Origin of the sequence: Paenibacillus sp. ClWae2A (genome assembly GCF_032452295.1) — a bacterium.
In the GTDB taxonomy this organism is placed as follows: domain Bacteria; phylum Bacillota; class Bacilli; order Paenibacillales; family Paenibacillaceae; genus Paenibacillus.
Map to the genome: position 1 here is coordinate 162897 of NZ_JAULSQ010000003.1, position 18096 is coordinate 180992.

Annotated in this window: 19 protein-coding genes; 9 read left to right on the top strand and 10 right to left on the bottom strand. The window is 46.1% G+C overall.

From position 1 onward, the window contains the following. Positions 1 to 406 precede the first annotated feature (406 nt). Positions 407 to 1123, top strand: a complete 717-nt coding sequence (locus QVE09_RS11940; RefSeq protein WP_076333276.1) for a Crp/Fnr family transcriptional regulator — start codon at positions 407 to 409, stop codon at positions 1121 to 1123. A gap of 87 nt (positions 1124 to 1210) precedes the next feature. On the opposite strand, the gene QVE09_RS11945 is transcribed toward QVE09_RS11940, so the two are convergent. The 6 genes from QVE09_RS11945 to QVE09_RS11970 all read right to left on the bottom strand — a co-directional run bounded on the left by QVE09_RS11945 (position 1211) and on the right by QVE09_RS11970 (position 6790). Next, positions 1211 to 1924, bottom strand: coding sequence for a hypothetical protein (locus QVE09_RS11945; RefSeq protein WP_017687552.1), 714 nt, complete (start codon positions 1922 to 1924; stop codon positions 1211 to 1213). Positions 1925 to 2121: 197 nt separating this feature from the next. Next, positions 2122 to 2853, bottom strand: a complete 732-nt coding sequence (locus QVE09_RS11950) for a hypothetical protein (protein ID WP_315936990.1) — start codon at positions 2851 to 2853, stop codon at positions 2122 to 2124. A 194-nt stretch (positions 2854 to 3047) separates the two neighbouring features. Further along, the gene (locus tag QVE09_RS11955) at positions 3048 to 3344 is read right to left on the bottom strand and encodes a winged helix-turn-helix transcriptional regulator (protein ID WP_074096966.1); all 297 of its coding nucleotides are present in this window, start codon (positions 3342 to 3344) and stop codon (positions 3048 to 3050) included. Positions 3345 to 3754: 410 nt separating this feature from the next. Next, positions 3755 to 4483 (bottom strand): ThuA domain-containing protein, encoded by a 729-nt coding sequence (locus tag QVE09_RS11960; protein WP_315936991.1) that lies wholly within the window; start codon positions 4481 to 4483, stop codon positions 3755 to 3757. A gap of 24 nt (positions 4484 to 4507) precedes the next feature. After that, the gene (locus tag QVE09_RS11965; protein WP_036674961.1) at positions 4508 to 5476 is read right to left on the bottom strand and encodes a sugar phosphate isomerase/epimerase family protein; all 969 of its coding nucleotides are present in this window, start codon (positions 5474 to 5476) and stop codon (positions 4508 to 4510) included. Between the two features lie 201 nt (positions 5477 to 5677). Further along, on the bottom strand, positions 5678 to 6790 hold the full coding sequence (locus QVE09_RS11970) for a Gfo/Idh/MocA family protein (protein ID WP_036614448.1): 1113 nt from the start codon (positions 6788 to 6790) through the stop codon (positions 5678 to 5680). Positions 6791 to 6980: 190 nt separating this feature from the next. Here QVE09_RS11970 and QVE09_RS11975 point away from each other — a divergent pair, with 190 nt between their 5' ends. Continuing rightward, entirely contained in the window at positions 6981 to 7799 is an 819-nt protein-coding gene (locus tag QVE09_RS11975; RefSeq protein ID WP_315936992.1) for an AraC family transcriptional regulator, read from the top strand. Positions 7800 to 7824: 25 nt separating this feature from the next. Here the strand turns inward: QVE09_RS11975 and QVE09_RS11980 are convergent, their stop codons facing one another. Together QVE09_RS11980 and QVE09_RS11985 are read right to left on the bottom strand one after the other, a co-directional pair. Continuing rightward, positions 7825 to 8139, bottom strand: a complete 315-nt coding sequence (locus tag QVE09_RS11980; RefSeq protein ID WP_036614451.1) for a hypothetical protein — start codon at positions 8137 to 8139, stop codon at positions 7825 to 7827. Positions 8140 to 8176: 37 nt separating this feature from the next. Next, a complete protein-coding gene (locus QVE09_RS11985) occupies positions 8177 to 9115 on the bottom strand; it encodes a Gfo/Idh/MocA family protein (protein ID WP_315936993.1) in 939 nt (312 codons plus the stop codon). Between the two features lie 100 nt (positions 9116 to 9215). Here QVE09_RS11985 and QVE09_RS11990 point away from each other — a divergent pair, with 100 nt between their 5' ends. Further along, complete coding sequence (locus QVE09_RS11990) at positions 9216 to 9926, top strand: TVP38/TMEM64 family protein (protein WP_315936994.1); 711 nt, start codon at positions 9216 to 9218, stop codon at positions 9924 to 9926. A gap of 181 nt (positions 9927 to 10107) precedes the next feature. Beyond that, positions 10108 to 11070: a peptide-methionine (S)-S-oxide reductase MsrA gene (gene msrA / locus QVE09_RS11995; protein WP_091028748.1), complete on the top strand. Its 963-nt coding sequence runs from the start codon at positions 10108 to 10110 to the stop codon at positions 11068 to 11070. 65 nt (positions 11071 to 11135) lie between these two features. Here the strand turns inward: msrA and QVE09_RS12000 are convergent, their stop codons facing one another. After that, on the bottom strand, positions 11136 to 11936 hold the full coding sequence (locus QVE09_RS12000; protein ID WP_315936995.1) for a lipid II flippase Amj family protein: 801 nt from the start codon (positions 11934 to 11936) through the stop codon (positions 11136 to 11138). 426 nt (positions 11937 to 12362) lie between these two features. Between QVE09_RS12000 and QVE09_RS12005 the strand changes: the two genes are divergently transcribed. After that, positions 12363 to 12833, top strand: coding sequence for a DUF2188 domain-containing protein (locus tag QVE09_RS12005; RefSeq protein WP_315936996.1), 471 nt, complete (start codon positions 12363 to 12365; stop codon positions 12831 to 12833). Positions 12834 to 13016: 183 nt separating this feature from the next. On the opposite strand, the gene QVE09_RS12010 is transcribed toward QVE09_RS12005, so the two are convergent. After that, complete coding sequence (locus QVE09_RS12010; RefSeq protein WP_047843647.1) at positions 13017 to 13751, bottom strand: YitT family protein; 735 nt, start codon at positions 13749 to 13751, stop codon at positions 13017 to 13019. A gap of 949 nt (positions 13752 to 14700) precedes the next feature. On the opposite strand from QVE09_RS12010, the gene QVE09_RS12015 reads away from it, so the two are divergent. From QVE09_RS12015 to cysK, 4 genes are all read left to right on the top strand, one after another. Next, positions 14701 to 15738 carry a nucleotide-binding protein gene (locus tag QVE09_RS12015; protein WP_315936997.1) on the top strand — a complete coding sequence of 346 codons (1038 nt, stop codon included), beginning with the start codon at positions 14701 to 14703 and terminating at the stop codon, positions 15736 to 15738. Next, positions 15735 to 15968 (top strand): hypothetical protein, encoded by a 234-nt coding sequence (locus QVE09_RS12020; protein WP_017687536.1) that lies wholly within the window; start codon positions 15735 to 15737, stop codon positions 15966 to 15968. Before QVE09_RS12015 ends, QVE09_RS12020 begins: the two co-directional genes overlap by 4 nt. Positions 15969 to 16425: 457 nt before the next feature. Continuing rightward, positions 16426 to 16809, top strand: coding sequence for a YhjD family protein (locus QVE09_RS12025; RefSeq protein WP_315936998.1), 384 nt, complete (start codon positions 16426 to 16428; stop codon positions 16807 to 16809). A gap of 162 nt (positions 16810 to 16971) precedes the next feature. Beyond that, a complete protein-coding gene (gene cysK, locus QVE09_RS12030; protein WP_315936999.1) occupies positions 16972 to 17928 on the top strand; it encodes a cysteine synthase A in 957 nt (318 codons plus the stop codon). Positions 17929 to 18096: the final 168 nt, after the last annotated feature.

An 18096-nucleotide genomic window follows, 5' to 3' on the forward strand; every position in this document is an offset into this window, starting at 1 on the left:
TATTGGTTTGTCTCTCTTCTTTACATTCACATCGTACCATGGGTAAAAGGTTAAATATGTGATTTTTTTCACAAAGTATAACAAATTTAATTTAAGTTTTGTAGTGTCCTTCACACGACCATTTTCACTTCCTATTTAAAATATAGGACTGTAAAATTCATCCTCTCCATCAAAAGTGAATTTAATCACAATGTTTGAAATTTCGTCATTTTTGCCCCCTTTCCTTCCCCCTCAAACGGTAAGATTAGGTATATACTGAACTTAAAAATTGAACCACCGCAATTTGTACCGTCCTTCCTCCCGGCCGAGATGACCCTGATCAGGACGGCAACGGTTTGCGGCGAACCTCGGAGGCTACTGCTTACTACAGAAGGTCGTCCGATGGACATAAAGGGGAGATAGACTTATGAGAGAACTAACAACTGTACTGGAAAAGCGCGGTAATACCAACTGTTTCTCGGAAGCGAATTTCAACCATCTGCTGGTTACCATGAAAGATAGAACCTATCCGGAAGGCACACATCTGTACTGGGAAGGCGATATCTCTGACAAACTTTATTATATGAAACGGGGTCGTGCCCAGATCACCAAATCCACGGATGAAGGCAAGGAACTGATCATGTACATGTATCAATCCGGTGATATGATTGGGCAGGCTGATCCCTTCTTTGGCTCTAAACACAGCTTCTCAGCGGAAGTGTTAGAGGACAGTGAGATCGGTGTACTGGAGCATAAAGACCTGGAGATGTTAATCTGCCAGCATTGTGACTTTGCGATCGACTTTATGAAATGGATGGGCATCCACCACCGGTTGACACAGACCAAATTCCGGGATCTCATGTTATATGGCAAACCGGGTGCACTCTGCTCCACCCTCATTCGGTTGTCGAATTCGTATGGTGAGCCTCATGGTGAGCATGTCATTATTCACAAAAAAATTACCCACACGGACCTGTCCAATATGATTGGAGCCACTCGTGAAAGTGTAAACCGCATGTTAAGCGACCTGCGCAAGAAAGATGCAATTGAATATGACAATGGCATGATTGTTATCAAAGATCTGAAGATGCTGCAAGGGATCTGTCACTGTGAACTTTGCCCGAACGAGATCTGTCGTATTTAATATCTGCTATGCTAATCGGATATTGCTTATATATTTTAATGAAAAAAGCCCAGTTCTCAAAAAAAGAGATTGGGCTTCTTGGTATACTTAGGATGCATTGGTCAATTCAAGCTTTACCGCATCACGTGGATTCAATTTCATGTCCAGACCATTTTCCATTAATTCTTTGTCATTCACCATAATGACCCACCGCTCATTCATACGAGGTGTGACATTTTCGACCGAAACGACAAATTTGTTATTCTCCGACATTCTTACAATGCCGCTGGACTTCAACACATCACGAACTGTGCACTCTTGAACATAAACGCCGGCATATTGACGATTGAGGGTTGGCATAATGTTTCCACCGCTAACTTTGAGTAACGTTGTCTGATATGCAACGCCATCCCCCCCACTGTCAGCGGCTTTCACGTAAATGATCACTTCATCTTTGGCATGAAGCTCCATGTCCCAATCTTCCTGTTCAATATCCTTGCCATTCAATTTGACAGCCCAGCTAAGCGAAGAATCCAGAGAAACTTCACCGACGGATTGAATCCGTTTGCCATCTGCCGTAAAATCAACCAGTCCGCTATTGAGTAATGCTTTCTTGAGTGTCAAACCCTCACTAAAATCTCGCTTAATGGACTTTGTTGCATCAGGCAAAAATGTACTGCCATCTACAGCCACTGTGATCGTATTCGCTGTTTCTGTCTCTTTGACAATTGGCTGTTCAGAAGGCTGTGTCTCACTACAACCAGCCAAGATCGCCAGTAGGAGCAAACATACACCTATGTAACCGGGGATTTTCTTCATCATGTAGGTAACACCACCCTGCGTAAAATCATTCACCCTGTTGTCCATAACCTCTATTATGGCACAACCTTCGGCAAAAAAAAGTGTCAAAGCCGTTACTTTTATTGCGCGTGCCCTCCAGAGAGGGCTTATACAACAAAGAGAGCCTGTACACAGGCTCTCCAATCAATATCATTTTTATGTTCTAATTGGTTACGTTATCATTGGACACTAGCCTGGATGTATGTCCGTCCTCCATCGCCATCTTTCAGATATGGATTAAGCCCAAAGAACTGCTCCTCAGATACATATACACCTGTCAGCAATCGCCCTTCAAGCAATCCACCGTCAACCTGCACGCAACATGAAGGTGCGTCTACATACTCCTGATACAACGGAATCTGTCCATATTGTTGATGGACCTTGAATACCTTGCCCTGCTCATGCAAAGGCCGTTCCGAGAAATAGGTAGGCACAATATAACGAGCAATCACATCCAGCTCCTGCACGCTATAAAAGGGTTCATCACCAAGCCATGGTGCAAACATTCGAATCTTCTCATATTGTGACCAGACAACCGCCTGAATCAGCATTTCTGCCTGAACCAACCGACCTTCTCCCACATCTAAAACCAATTGCTTAGCATTCATAGTTTCTTCCATCTGAGACATCGTTGAATCAGGTTGTCCCAGCTCACATCCGATACACTTCCAGCCCCTGGACGTTTGAATCCATTTTTGCAGCACCGCCGGAGCTAATTTCGGACCATCGCTGTTCACAGAATGCGTATTCACTTCGGCAAGATCATCCTTAACCGAACGGGAATATGCTGTGCGCTTAAACAACTCTGCAGCTTTTTTGTAAATTAGATGGACCTGAATGGATGCGCTCTCAAGTTCTGCAATATCTTTTTTGCCGTAGCGTACTTCACGGGATAAGCTTTCTTCTCTCATGACAAGTGGGCCTCCTTCGCTCCGGCCGTCTGTGGCCATTTTCTATAGATTATACTACAACTCATGACAACATGTGCATAGCCTAAGAGAAAAACGCCGATCCACCTAATAATTAAGACAAAAACCCCTGATTTCCACAGAAATCAGGAGTCTATGTCATTCATGCAACGAAAGTGGGTGATATTGCTTATACGTTAGTCAACCCACTGCTCAGCCCAGTCTTGAATTTGATTCATGACAGGCTGGAGCGCTCTACCTTTATCCGTCAGTTCATATTCAATACGAACTGGCGTCTCGGGATAGACGTGACGAACCAGAATACCTTCACTCTCCAGATCTTTCATCCGTTCGGATAACATCTTATCACTCATGGATGGGATCAGATTGGAGATATCCTTGAATCGCTTCGAACCACTCATCAACGTTTGAATAATTAAACCATTCCAGCGCTTGCCCAAAAAAGAAAACGCCGTCTCAAAACGCGGACACATCCGCAAGTCTTGACCTTCCACATTAATCACCTCTTTAGAGATCACTCAACTTACATTTTGTTAGTATATTTCATAATAACATATTTAAGCTTCAAAGAAAACGCCTGCAACTAAAAAGTTTAAATTTTAGAAGCATAACATCCAAAATGGATCATACATCCCAGTATACATTACACGCTGCGTCGTAACCATGGGAAATATCGTATAACTTCCCCACAGTACTATCTTACCCAAAAAGAACCCAACTGCCACAGTCATCATTGACTTGCAGAAGGGTTCCTTCGTATACATTATCAGTATAAGTTTAACTAAAGAATATTTACACTAGCACTCCGACGTCAGAACAACTTTCCGATCGCTGTTATCCCCAGATTTTTTTGATTCCTTTCTAGGGATAAAGCAATTTGTGATTAGACCAGCACGCCACCAAATGGTCTTACAGGTTCACTCTTGCCAAATTCCGGCGTAAAGCTGCGGGCAGGATATGCCCATTTCACTGCGTTGCTGATCACTCTTAATATTTCCGGTTTGTAATAGGTCGGATACGTCTCATGACCTGGCCGGAAATAAAAGATTTTACCTTCACCACGCCGGAACGTGCATCCGCTCCGAAATACTTCTCCACCCTGGAAGTTGCTCACAAACACCAGTTCATCCGGTACTGGAATATCGAAGAATTCACCGTACATCTCTTCTTTTTCCAATACAATCTTGCCTTCGATGCCATCCGCAATCGGATGAGATGGGTTAACACACCATACAATTTCCTGCTCGTCAGCTACACGCCATTTCAGATCGCAGCTGGTTCCCATCAGCGCTTTGAATGGTTTGGAGAAGTGACCTGAATGGAGCACGATCATTCCCATCCCGTTCAGCACTCGCTGCGCAACCTTCTGTGAGATCTCATCGCTTACGCGATCATGTGCCATATGTCCCCACCATATAAGCACATCTGTGGAATTCAGCACTTCATCACTTAATCCGTGTTCAGGCTGATCCAGTGTAGCTGTACGAATAGCAAAGCCTTCGCCGCCAAGTCCGTCAGCCAGTGCTCGATGCAGACCATCCGGGTAGACTTCCCTTACTTCATCGTGAATTTTCTCATGGACAAATTCATTCCAAATGGTGACGTTGATCATATTCAATTTCCCCCTAGTGTAGCTCTAAACCCACCACATATCGCCCAGCGGTTCTTCAATCAATACTTGCTGGAGATTTTGCACAGCTTTAGAGAATCCTTCTTCAACCGACATCAGACCGTCTTCGTGTTCAATACTTACTACATAATCATATCCGACCAGACGCAAGGCACTCATAATATCTGCCCATGTCTTGTTATCATGTCCATAACCGACCGAGCGGAACTGCCAAGCCCGATCCAGCATATTGGTATAGTCTTGCATATCCGTTACACCGTGTTTGTTCACGTTTACCGGATCAATCGTTGTATCTTTTGCATGGAAGTGATGGATGGCTCCTTCACGTCCCAAGATGTGAATTGCCTGAACAGGATCAATACCTTGCCACCACATGTGACTTGGGTCCAGATTGGCTCCAATCACTTCACCTGCTGCTTCACGCAGTCTCAGCAAGGTTGCTGGAGTATGAACGGAGAATCCACCGTGCAGTTCCAATCCAACTTTTACGTTACGATCTGCTGCAAATTTACCCCACTCTGTCCAGTAAGGGATAACTTTGTTCTCCCACTGCCACTTCAGAATCTCCTGGAAATCATTCGGCCATGGTGCAACAGGCCAGTTCGGATATTTGGCATCCTCATGGTCTCCCGGGCAACCGGAGAATGTATTCACTACAGGTACTTCCAGCTTCTCAGCCAGTTCTACCGTTTTAACAAAATCATCGTGGAATCCTTTGGCAATATCCTTTTGCGGATGTAGCGGGTTACCGTGACAGCTCAGTGCACTGATCGTCAAACCACGTGATTCCACTGCATTTTTGAAGTTTTTCAATGCTGTAGGATTGCTTAACAACTCATCTGGCTTACAATGTGCATTGCCTGGATGTCCGCCTGTTCCGATCTCTACTGCTTTTAATCCCTTGGATGCTACATAATCAAGAGCATCCTCCAATTTACGTCCTCCGAATAGTACCAAAAATACGCCGAGTTTCAAGTGCGATTCCTCCCTGGATTAGATATCGTATGATTGCTGAATTCATGAATATTGAACTGTATACTTTTACCGTTCAGATCACATGCCTGTTTGATTAGTGTGGAAAATCGAGAGTGTTTCTATCCTGAAATTGAACGTAAGAATACTGGTTATTCTGCTTCACTCGTAAGAGCATCAAGCTTTGAACACTTTTTACTCAGACTAGTGTGATTCCACGGTTTCAATCTCAGTTTGAACTGTGCGAGTTACTGCAAAAGAATCATAGCTGCTCTCCAGATGTATGTGCTTGCCTTCAAGTGAAGAACGCTGGAATGAATGCATGGCTTCCAGTACGTGATAAGCAAGCTTGCCACTGGCTTTGTGTTCCCGTCCGGCACGAATGGATTCAACCATTTCCGTTACGCCGATGCCTCGTTCGTTTTGTCCACTTTCGAAGACTGGTTTGACCGTCTCCCAAGTGTCTTGACCGTATCTGCGAACCTTCACTTCCCCGTTAAAATAATTGGGGTCCGGTACACTCAGCGTACCTTCTGTACCATAGATTTCAATACGTGGCAGATCCGAAGCTCCGCGAATATCAAAACTGGTAATCATGGTTGCAATGGCACCTTCTGCAAAATCAATGGTTCCTGCCAAGTGAGTAGGCGTCTCTACTTGCAGTGCTGTACCTTCCTTTGGCCCAGAGCCAATCTTGCGATCTGCGATCTGTATGCCTGCCGAGGCGCTGATTCTGCGTATCGGTCCAAGCAGCGTAATCAGAGCGGTCAGGTAGTAAGGTCCCATATCAAACATCGGTCCGCCACCTGCGACATAAAAGAACTCCGGATTAGGATGCCAAGCTTCTGGTCCTCCACCCATAAAGAATGAAGTCGCTGCAACCGGCTTGCCAATCAGCCCATCCTCAATGGCTTTACGCGCTGTCTGTATGCCTGAACCAAGGAAGGTGTCCGGTGCAGAACCAACATACAATCCCTTTTCCTCAGCCAGTTCAACAACCTTGCGACCATCCTCAAGAGAAATTGCCAGCGGCTTCTCGGCATACACATGTTTGCCTGCTTCGAGTGCAGCCAGATCGGTCATGGCGTGACTTCCAGGAACCGTAAGGTTCAACACAAGTTCAATTTCGTTATTTTGCAGCAACTCATCTACATTGTAAACGTTTGCGATATTAAATTCATCTGCCCGTTCCTGAGCGCGTTCACGAATCAAATCCGCAACAGCCACGACTTCAATGACCGGGTTGTTTTTGAGATTTTCCAAGTAGATGGCGCTGATGTTACCACACCCGATGATGCCTGCTTTCATTTTCTCCACTGTGACGTTCATCTCCTTACGCATGGTGAAAATCCGCGTTTGAATGGTTGAGAACCATATGTTTTGTTGGATGTTTCCTGTTCCTTAAATCTAATACTATGGTATTCCGTTTCAGCTTCAATTAAAATGAATAATATGATTGAAACATGAACTATCTGGTCATAATTTTCAAATTGCAAGGAGTATGCCCATGCCGACAGATCAATCCTGCCAAGTTCTTACAGCAGGCTTTTCATTTCATCGTAAACCCTACGCTATGGTGCAGCCTGAAGGTGTGAAGAACTACCTGTTAAGACTGCAAACAGACGGACGTTGCCGTGCACGTATTGACGGGGACATGTCCCCGGTGGATGCGGGCGATCTGCTTCTTTTTGATCCTGACGAGCCTTATGAGCTGAGAATAGACAATGAAACCAATCCGATGGGAGAACGACTGGTGGAGAGTGGCGACTATCACATCTTCTTTAATGGTTCCTGGGTGGATGAGTGGTGGAAACGCCACAAACGGCCAACCCGGATCAAAGTCGAATTGACGGAAAGCCTCTTGGTCCTGTTTCGACAGCTCGTACTGGAGCAACGCCGCATCTCCAATCCTTATCCGGAAATTTCAAGTTATTATATGCGAATTTTATGTCTCGAAGTGGATCGTCTGCTCGCGGAGCATCCAACGATAACCAACACCAATTATGTGGCTTATGAGATCAAGAACTACATTGAAGAAAACGCTTCCTCTTTATTCAAGCTCGATGATGTGGCAACACATATTGGCATCAGTGTCTCACGGGGTGTTCATCTCTTCAAAGAAGCGTTTGGCAAAAGCATCATGCAATACACGCTTGACGTACGGCTCAACATGGCCAGGGAACGGATTATTTTCAGTCCAATGACCCTGGAGCAAGTGTCTGAGTCTTCCGGCTTTAACAACTATACCTATTTTCATCGGGTATTCCGTTCCCGGTTCGGCATGTCCCCGAAGGAATTCCGCGTCATTCACCGGGAACAGATGTAATCATACCAGTATACGTAAGTTGAACTTATTTGCGCGCGGCTATAGCCTCGGATACAACCATTGCCAGATCTTCATTGCCAAACATGGACAACACGCCAAGTACCGTATCATCCGGGATCTCACCGGCTTCCTCCTTGGATACAATCAGCTTCTGCACCTGCTGCAAACGCTCGTTGCTCTGCTGATTCGGGTAGGCTTGCCGGTACATCTCTTCCGGGTCCAAACCATTATTGACACACCACTGGGCAAATACGAGGATCATCATCTCTTCTTCCTGTTTATAGGTTTCTACAACAGCTTCTTCGATCTGTTTATTACGTTCCTTTTCATATTCATCCATGACTTGTATTCCTCCGTATGTGTATTCTGCTCTGCAATTATTTGCGAATCAATTGTTCCGCCAGTTCATGACTGTCCATGACATGACTTGCACTGATCAGGCAATCATCAGGTGAGTCCAGACAAGCCAGGAAATTGTCAACTGCTCCGATAAAACCTCTGCGTGTTAACACGGTGTCCCAGCTCCCAAACGTTTCTTTGGTTTCCAGACTCCCCTGTTCCATGCAGCAGATCGTGTCCATGTTCACCACTTCAACAGATCGACCACCACCATGCAATTCGATCTTCTCCAGATCTGCCCCAGCTTCACGCACCATATCAAATCGACCGTAGGCTGTTCTGCCCAGCTTGGCCGTTCCGGTTGCATGCAGCAGTCTGTCCATATCATTCTTCCGAATCCATTGATGAAGCAACTCCACATTATGATCCGAGTACCACAACATCAGATCCAGCATATGGATGAGATCATCATAGATGGTTTCTGCCGCAGGACGCTCCTGAATGCCTGTACGATGTTTGGTCACTGTCAGGGATTCGAAGCCTTTTCCACCCTGCATCCATTCTTTCGCTTTTTGGTACATCGGTGCGAATCTGCGGTTGAAGCCCACTGCCAGCAACAGCCCTTGTGCCTCGGCAAAAGCAGTCATCTCTTCCGACTCCCGAATCGTATAGGATAACGGCTTGTCTACGTACACGGCTAATCCCTGTTCCAGACATTGCATGACAATGTCAAAGTGTGCTTCCGTTGCTGTATGTACAAACACCGCATCCAAGTCCCAGGACAACAGTTCTTTCAGATTCGTTGTTCCCCGTTCTAATCGATACGCCTCCTGAACGGCTTTGACCGGTTCCGGAGATCGGTTCATAATGCCTACAATCTCCACGTTCGGATGAGCTGTTAACAGCGGCAAATATACTTTACGTGCAATATCGCCGAGGCCGATAATTGCAACTCGTTTACGTTGGGTTGTTTCCATGATGATCACTCCACCTTCAGTTCGGTTCTATATTTCCACGTCCTATAGTGTAACCCTTCGGACAGCAACTTGCCAGTGATTGCAGCAGACTTCGCACGAATTGTTCAGACAATGGGCGAACGTGGTAAACTTAGGAGGAACAGCAGTACAGATCGGGACACGACTAGACCTGCCTGATCTGAAAGGAGCGTTTGGGATTTTGCGAAAATGGTTATGGCTTCTGTTATATGTTTTACTTGCAGGAGTCACGTTTATTTACAGATATGAACTGCTGGCCTGGACCGATCTTCATCAGTCCATCCCGCTGTTACTCGCCATGGCAACATTGTTTGCTCTTGTGCCTGTAATTCCTTATAAGTTTGTTATTATCGCCTTTGGTTACAGTTACGGTACCACCACGGCAGCCTGGATATGCTGGCTTGGCACAACACTTGCAGCCATGCTCGTTTATGGCGGAGCAAGAACCATCTTCAGACATCAGGCGAGATCGTACCTCGAACGTATTCGGGGTCTAAACCGTTTTACCACATGGATGGAGGCACATCCGTTCATGGGTGTCATGTCAATGCGACTGTTGCCGATCGTGCCTCAGATGGCCGTTAATATCTACGCAGGTATAACGTACACGCCATTCTGGGTCTTCATGGTTGCCACGGCCATTGGGAAAATGCCAGCGATTTTTGTATTTGCCTATGCAGGTGCACACGCTGAAACCTCAATCTGGCTGAGCCTGGCGATCCTCGCCGGATATCTGGTGCTCATGGCCATTGTATTGCTCTTATTTCGCTTTCGGTCACGCAACAAAGTCTGAAAACGGAATTCGCAAGCCGTACAGATTCAGCTTGTTTTCTTTCCGGCTTGGTTGGCTTGCCAATTCAGGATATAATAGAAGAGCAAGCCTAATGCTTGTGTAACAAGTTTTAATAAAACGGTAGATTGCTGGAGCTCGAACACGAGCGCTAGATCTTCATCAGAAATGGAGTGACTATAGCATGGAACAACATTCAAGTGAGTTAGCAACTTTTGCAGGCGGATGCTTCTGGTGTATGGTATCCCCCTTTGAAGAACTGCCCGGTATTCACAAGATCGTATCGGGTTATACAGGAGGACATACCGAGAATCCAACATATGAAGAGGTCTGCTCGGAGACAACAGGACATGTAGAGGCTGTACAAATTACGTTCGACCCTGCCATCTTCCCTTATAAGAAACTGGTGGAATTGTTCTGGCAGCAGATTGATCCTACGGATACAGGCGGGCAATTCCATGACCGTGGATCTTCCTATCAGACGGCCATCTTCTATCACAGCGAAGAACAGCGCCAGATTGCGGAAGCTTCCAAAGCGGAGCTGGGACAAAGCGGACGTTTTGACAAACCAATCTTCACTCCGATTTTGCCAGCCAAACCGTTCTATGAAGCGGAAGAACATCACCAAAATTATCACCGGAAGAACCCTGCCCACTACAAACGGTACAGCAAAGGTTCTGGACGCGTAGACTTCATCGAACGCAACTGGTCAGGCAACGTGGATAAAGACGGGCTAAAAGAGCGCCTGACGCCGCTTCAATATGAAGTTACGCAGAACAGCGCGACCGAGCCTGCATTCCATAACGAATTCTGGGATCACCACGGTGATGGTATCTATGTGGACATCGTATCTGGCGAGCCATTGTTCAGTTCTACGGACAAATACGATTCCGGCTGCGGCTGGCCGAGCTTCACACGTCCATTGCGTGACCACAACGTGAAGGAAAAAACCGATCTCAGCCACTTCATGATTCGTACCGAAGTGAGAAGTCGTGAGGGCGATTCCCATCTGGGTCACCTGTTCAACGATGGTCCTGCCGAAGCAGGTGGAATGCGTTATTGCATCAACTCTGCGGCACTTCGTTTTGTACCCAAAGAAGACTTGCAAAAAGAAGGATACGGTGAGTACGCCGTCCTTTTCCAATAGGTTATAATACAAATACAAAAAGAGCAGTGGGATGATCCCGCTGCTCTTTTTGTTGTACATTACAATCACATCATACTTACAATCCAACCGATCCAATACGCAAATGGAATTAATAACAACTGTGCCAACAGTGTACCAAACAAACGGGATACGAGCATGCAGCCATAAATCTGATTCATGCGATCCAAACGGATCTCACCTCGTAAAGATTTGTCACTGAGCAGGGAAATTCGCGGATCAATTAGGATGGTTAACAAAATAGTCGCTATTCCGTTAATCAACCCTGTTGATTGGGATGCAGCTACAGCCTGCCCTGGGTAAAGGTACGCTGCGTACAAGCTGGACAGGACACCCGTGGTGTAGATTGCGGTTACCGCTACATTCAGCATCATTAACCGTCTTGGCATCCCATGCTGTACCAATCGTTTGGCCATCTTCCAGGATGGCAGGGTAATGTAATACGTTGCATTTCTAATCTTACTTCGCTTCAGCATACCGCGAACCATCGCAGGGATGGAACCGGCTGCTTCAAAATGTACAACCATTCTCGATGAGAGCTTCACCATGGTTGGGAAACATAATATGGCTAATGCCGTTCCAATCGTTGCCGCACCCATTAACCAGTGCAGCTGCGCTGCAAAGTGTGGATTGGCTCCACGTGTTGCGGTATCCACCAGATTACCTACCATTGGACCCTGGGCCATATTCGAGGTTCTAGAAACCAGCAGCAAGATACCCGCCAAAGAAATGGCCAGCGCAATTCTGCGAGTGCGTAGTCCCCCAAGACGCAGCGCATATGACAAGCTGTCTGCGGCATGAATCAACATGGTAAATAGCATAGGGATTGCCAGGCTAAGACTAAACATATGTATGTACTCCTTTATCTTCCTTTTGTTGAACTTATTTCTTTCATGGACAGCATTATACTCCTCTGGCTTGCAAAAGTATAGGAACGAGATCCTTCAATATAGTTGAACTAAAGAATATTTACACTGGACACTCCGATGACAGAACAACCTTCCGATCGCTGTTATCCCCAGATTTTTTTGATTCCTTTTAGAAAGGGGGAAATCCGGGGATAAAGGCGAGTTTATGCTTACGAAGTAGCTTTCCACAGAAAGCTTTTAGCTCCACTTCTTCAGGTTTTTTCTGTCCTCTCCGTTTCGTGTAAATGTTTATTTCAATTTATATAGATCATTGGTAAATGCACTTACGACCTCGGCTGTTCATCGTTTACCCCTTCCCTCAGAGGGTAATATACAACTAATCATTATTGTACAGGAGGGGTTCATATGCCTTGGAATAAACAGGATTATCCGGTATCCATGAAGAACCTGGAACCACGTGTCAGACATAAAGCCATTGAGATTACCAATGCTCTGCTCGATGACGGGTATGAGGAAGGCCGCTCGATTGCTATAGCGACTGCTAAGGCGGAAGAATGGGATAAAAATCATCCCGTGCCGGAAAGTTCGAAATCGGATTTCCCATCTTCTTCCAACAATTCCGACCCTAAAAAGTCGTCCTCTACGGATCGTCGTCATTCTGAGCCCGTTTCTTCGTCCAAAAGTCATGACAACATCCATGTCGTGCCTACCGACTCTGGCTGGGCGATCAAGGAAGAAGGAAAATCTACCTATCTGTCATCATTCGATACTAAAGCAGAAGCTGTAGATAAGGCCAAAGAACTGAGTAGCAAACAAAATATTCGAGCGATTATCCATAATCAGGATGGTCAGATTGCTTCTTCGATCAAGCCTTGAATGAAACGGGTGATATCGGAAAATGGCTGTTTTCACAGTTCAGCGAATATAAAATCATTCCGTGAGCAAAACAACAAAATCCCTTTTGCTGCTGAAGAGCAGTCAAAAGGGATTTTGTATGAACTTTAACTATCAAGACCTGAATATGATGCATACAGGTTATGGTTGTTCTGAAACGTATGGTTAATTGGATACCCCTCTAGCCACCGTAGTCCGTTGTGAAATAGCAGCAGCGTTAACTGCCTTGGCTGCAGCCGATGGTATCGGCAATTTCACAGCCGAAGTTGTAACCACGGTTCCGCGAGCCGGAACACTAACGACGTACGTGATGACTTTACTGGCAATCCATACGGCCAGAATCGTATATAAAGTTTCTTTTACCGGAAGAAAGAAAAGCGACAATCCCAATACAAAAGCATCACTGACAAAGAAAACTGTTCCCAGCTTCCATCCCTTCCAGCGGCTAACCAGCACGGCGAGAATATCGTCTCCGCCTGTCGCTCCGCCGAATCGAAGCACGATCCCAGCGCCTACCCCTGTCAATATACCGGATAGAACTGCCGGAATCCACAGATTTCCGTTAAACGACAATACCAGTGTGGAGTATCGTTCAAAGCCGTCATAGAATAGGGAAAATGCACCTACGCCAAGCAATGCCTGAATCATGAATTTCCAGCCTTTGAGGAACCAAGCCAGGATCATGACCGGAATGTCCAGTAACAACATACCGATAGCAGGTGATAAGCCTGTTGCGTATTTTCCGAGCAGGGCCAGACCAACAAATCCACCCTCCGATAAATGATTCTGAAAGTTAATGTGATAATAAGCAAAAGCTAAAATAAATGTACCGAGTAGCATAATGGCGAATTTGATCGCCTCTGTTTTAACGTGTTGTAAGGTTAACGATGTTCTCTTCATTCAGGTTCCCTCGCAGTTTGTAGGTTGGTTTTTTAGACCGACCGTACCCTGCAAAAGGTAAGCCTGGAAGAAATCATCGTGTACGTCCTTCGAATATTCATTCCAATCCCCTCTTTCGCAGAGTCAGCCGTTTTTTTGAAACCGGTTGGTGTACTCTACAAGGGGCGCTATGTGTATGAGAGATCGTAACGTTTCCAGATCGTCCTTGGGGAGATTGTCCTTCGGGAACTCATGGTATCCTGATCCTTTCTGTTCTGTTGTGGTTAGCTGTGCTCAGTTAAACTGAAAAATAACTACAATGCATAAGCTTGAACATTTAATTGTAACTTACACTTGGATTACAGTACCCTCTTTCGATCGCGGTTATCCCCGGATTTTTGGAATTCCATTTTCCCTCTGGGGAAAATCCGGTGATCGCTTATGCTTCCGAAGCTGCTTTCATTCAGAAAGCTTTCAGGCGAACGCTTCGCTTCTACAGATGGGTTCTGCACTCTTCGTTCCTGTGTAAATTGTAAATCCAACTTACAGCAGTTGCAAGTTCATTCAGTTTAAACACCAAAGCTAACTTGCTTGTTCTTCTATTATATAACACCAACGTGACCGGGTCTAAACAGCAGACCCCTCAAAAACGGGCATAAAGCAGCCTTTGGACTGCTCCAGCAGTCATACGGCAACACCAGGATAAGCAATGCTTGCTAATGGTGCAACCTGCTCCTTTATTCTATGACCAAAGCTTCCAAAAATAACTGTCAGTCACCCAACTGTGACAAATTGGGGCCTTTTTTTATTTTCTTGCGCTTTTTATAGGAATCATTTTCCTCTCACACATACACTATAGCAAACGTAATCGGCTTATTCTTTGTCCAGTTCAGACGTTTCCAGACTTACTCTGCTGTTTATGGTATAATATAACAATTGAATCCCACTACCGTTTAAGCGAGGCGGATTGATGAAAACGTTAAAGCCAAGAGTCTTTATTGGCTGCTCGCTGGAAGCGAAGCCGATTGCAGCCGCAGTACACGAAAACTTACGTTTTTCAGCCGAAGTTACCCCTTGGTATTCCGGGGTTTTTAATCCAAGCAGCTATACCATGGACGATCTGGAAGTAGAGGTCCGTACGACTGACTTTGCCATTTTTATTTTTCATCCGGATGATATATCCAAAATTCGCGGGAAGTACTACGCGTCGGTCCGGGATAATACAATGCTGGAAATGGGTCTGTTTATGGGTCGTCTGGGACGAAAACGTATTTTTTTCATTCTTCCTGAGGATATTACAGACATCAAGGACACAACCAAGGTTGAAGGATTGCGTATGCCCACAGATCTGCTGGGATTAAATCCACTCGTATATGAAATCCGTTCCGACGGAAAGTGGGCACCAGCCGTGTCCGTGGCATGTTCCAAAATCGCAGACAGTATTGAGGAACAAGGACGCTGGAGTGATCCAGAATTGGAGAACATCATTGAGAAGCATAAACGCACTGAGGGAGAAGCAAGGTTACAACTGCTTAAGTTGCTGCGGTTCTTTAGGGAATTGCTGCGTACCCGCAAAGCAGATGCCAACATGCTGGAGCGAATGAGCGATGCCTTGCGTACTGCCTTTGTCTCTCATCCTCCATTCGCTGTACGTGGCACAGCCATATACCGTACAGATGACAGTGGTTATATTGAGCAATTATGTGGTAATGTTGGAGAACCGGGAAGAAAGTATGACTTGTCCGCTAACGACGACAAACAACCGGATGATCCCAAGCGCATCCTGGTGATTGATTCTTACCGGGAGAATAAAATCAAGATCAACCTGTATGATGATTACCTTGAGAAAGAGTATCTGCTATGCTATCCTGTAGCCAAGAGGTATGTAATCACCGTTCACATTATTGGACATATTGAAGCGGATGAGGCGGTATTTCAGCAGATTGACCTACAGAATCGTCAACTGTTCAACGCCATCAACGATTTGTTAGGAGGCGAACCGGAATGAAACCGGAAACGAAAAAAATAAGCAAGCGCTGGGGCAGCGAAAAAAAGGTACGCCTCAGTTCTGCGCCCGAATCATCACGACCGGTTCCGGAACCCAAGGAAGAAGATCGTTTCCACAAGCCGGCCGTACCGCTAACTACCATTGGGCCCTCCCTGAAGGGCAAGGAAAGACCTTATAAGGTCATCCTTGAAAAAGAGGCGTTCTACGAAAAACCTCAATATCTTGCTTAATTCCTGAACACATCATCAAACCTGCCGCTGAATCGGCAGTATTCCATAGGCCCCGCCGCCCAAGGCAGGGGCTTTTTTGTTGCACATTTTCGCTAAAATAAAACTGCTTCTACTCGTTGACCTGGTGCCCTGGTGTTAAGACAAGGCATCCTTGAATCATGATCGCAATTCATTGCTTGTAATTACTTCTGTAGCCGACTGCATTGCATAACGCTTATTTGGTTTATGGCCTTAGGTTTCCTGCAAAACCCATAAATTATACCTTATTTTGGAGCAGGCTTGTCCTTAAATCCCTAGCCTCATTCACGACGATCTGTATCTTTAGGAAAATGCGTTAGTGCTTGCTTCCAATATTTCTCGGTTGTATTGTGTATCTCCATTACATATATTGATTATAATATAGGAACACACGTTCTGTAAATATATAATTCCAATTAAAGGTTAAGGAAGTGAACATATGACATCCTCAACTTCCGCCCCATCCCCTGCGGATGAAGACCATCGTCTGATTAAAGGTCTGGTTGTGCGCACGCTATTGCTGGATGTACTTGAACGAGATATCCGCACACTGGATACACTGATGCTGAAGATGCCTGAAGTCTACATTCTGTCGCTGACCCGCATTCAGAACAATGTGCTCAAGGAGATGTTGGTCCTTCGTAAACAGATGAGAAACCGTGGTGTCAAAGTACTGGAAGAGAACCGTGAAGCAGATGGTATCGAAACTCTGTATATGTGCAGGGGGTATTGGCAACGGTTTTATATGCTGTGGACATTTGCACGCAATGAAGTCAAAAAAGAACTCAGTCGGCATCTGCAGATGGACTTGGCGCAGACTTGATACAACTCTGACAATATAGAACCCATCCCCAGTAAAACAAGTTGACCATGGAAGGTTACGTTCATTAAGATGGAATAGAGATATCCAACCATTCCAATAAGGCATGAATTGATTTCAACCGGATATACGCTCAATGTCTTATCAATCAAGGAGTTGTACTTCATGGATTTGAATACCCATTCGATTAAACGAACACCCGCACATACAGGCATTGCCGCAGATGTAACCGAACTGATCGGCCAGACACCTGCCGTTAAACTGAACCGACTCACAGGCAACGACTCCGCTGACGTATACGTGAAACTGGAATACTTCAACCCCAGTGGCAGCGTCAAAGACCGTGCCGCATACAATCTGATCGTTCAGGCTGAACTTGCGGGACACTTGCTACCCGGCGCAACCATTATCGAACCAACCAGTGGCAATACGGGCATAGGTCTTGCGATGAATGCCGCCGCCAAAGGATATAAAGCTATTCTGATCATGCCGGACAATATGTCCAAGGAACGCATCAATATCCTGAAAGCCTACGGCGCAGATGTGGTGCTCACCCCTGCCGCGGAGCGGATGCCAGGTGCGATTCGCAAAGCAAAAGAACTTCAGGCAGACATTCCGGGAAGTTTCATTCCGCAGCAATTCGAAAATCAGGCGAACCCGGACATTCACCGGATCACGACGGCTCCCGAGATTATGCAGCAGATGGAAGGCAGGCTGGACGCCTTCATCGCTACGGCAGGAACTGGCGGAACCATTACCGGGACGGGAGAAGAGCTGCGCAAGCAGTTACCCGATATCCGCATCTATGCGGTGGAGCCCAAAGGGTCTCCGGTGTTGTCCGGTGGCGAGCCCGGACCACACAAACTCGTCGGTACAAGTCCGGGGTTCATTCCGGACATCCTGAATACCGACGTGTGGGATGCCATCATCCAGGTGTCCGATGAGGACGCACTGGATACGATGCGGCAGCTTGCTGCCCGGGAAGGGCTGTTGCTCGGCCCTTCCTCTGGTGCTTCGGTGTGGGCCTCCCTTCGCATCGCGAAGGAACTGGGGCCGGGGCACCGGGTGCTCTGCATTGCGCCGGATACCGGGGAACGGTATCTGAGCATGGATATTTTTTAACATAGCTAAAATCTGTACACATCAAAAAGGGGCTTCCATGTCCCATAAGTCATGAGCATGACAGAGGTCCTCCCTTATTAGCGCTCATTGGTCATTGGTTCTAATGAACTTGGCACACGCTATTCACTCCTATTTGCGCAGGTTTGAAGGCTAATCAATCACAGCGAC

What these genes read in the sequence shown, in the direction of transcription:
- QVE09_RS11985 (WP_315936993.1), bottom strand. Translation starts at nt 9,115, where the DNA reads ATGGAAACAACCCAACGTAAACGAGTTGCAATTATCGGCCTCGGCGAT.
- QVE09_RS11945 (WP_017687552.1), bottom strand. Translation starts at nt 1,924, where the DNA reads ATGATGAAGAAAATCCCCGGTTACATAGGTGTATGTTTGCTCCTACTG.
- QVE09_RS11980 (WP_036614451.1), bottom strand. Translation starts at nt 8,139, where the DNA reads ATGGATGAATATGAAAAGGAACGTAATAAACAGATCGAAGAAGCTGTT.
- QVE09_RS12025 (WP_315936998.1), top strand. Translation starts at nt 16,426, where the DNA reads ATGACATCCTCAACTTCCGCCCCATCCCCTGCGGATGAAGACCATCGT.
- QVE09_RS11975 (WP_315936992.1), top strand. Translation starts at nt 6,981, where the DNA reads ATGCCGACAGATCAATCCTGCCAAGTTCTTACAGCAGGCTTTTCATTT.
- QVE09_RS11940 (WP_076333276.1), top strand. Translation starts at nt 407, where the DNA reads ATGAGAGAACTAACAACTGTACTGGAAAAGCGCGGTAATACCAACTGT.
- QVE09_RS11950 (WP_315936990.1), bottom strand. Translation starts at nt 2,853, where the DNA reads ATGAGAGAAGAAAGCTTATCCCGTGAAGTACGCTACGGCAAAAAAGAT.
- QVE09_RS12000 (WP_315936995.1), bottom strand. Translation starts at nt 11,936, where the DNA reads ATGTTTAGTCTTAGCCTGGCAATCCCTATGCTATTTACCATGTTGATT.
- QVE09_RS12015 (WP_315936997.1), top strand. Translation starts at nt 14,701, where the DNA reads ATGAAAACGTTAAAGCCAAGAGTCTTTATTGGCTGCTCGCTGGAAGCG.
- QVE09_RS12010 (WP_047843647.1), bottom strand. Translation starts at nt 13,751, where the DNA reads ATGAAGAGAACATCGTTAACCTTACAACACGTTAAAACAGAGGCGATC.
- QVE09_RS11955 (WP_074096966.1), bottom strand. Translation starts at nt 3,344, where the DNA reads ATGTGTCCGCGTTTTGAGACGGCGTTTTCTTTTTTGGGCAAGCGCTGG.
- QVE09_RS11960 (WP_315936991.1), bottom strand. Translation starts at nt 4,483, where the DNA reads ATGATCAACGTCACCATTTGGAATGAATTTGTCCATGAGAAAATTCAC.
- cysK (WP_315936999.1), top strand. Translation starts at nt 16,972, where the DNA reads ATGGATTTGAATACCCATTCGATTAAACGAACACCCGCACATACAGGC.
- msrA (WP_091028748.1), top strand. Translation starts at nt 10,108, where the DNA reads ATGGAACAACATTCAAGTGAGTTAGCAACTTTTGCAGGCGGATGCTTC.
- QVE09_RS12020 (WP_017687536.1), top strand. Translation starts at nt 15,735, where the DNA reads ATGAAACCGGAAACGAAAAAAATAAGCAAGCGCTGGGGCAGCGAAAAA.
- QVE09_RS12005 (WP_315936996.1), top strand. Translation starts at nt 12,363, where the DNA reads ATGCCTTGGAATAAACAGGATTATCCGGTATCCATGAAGAACCTGGAA.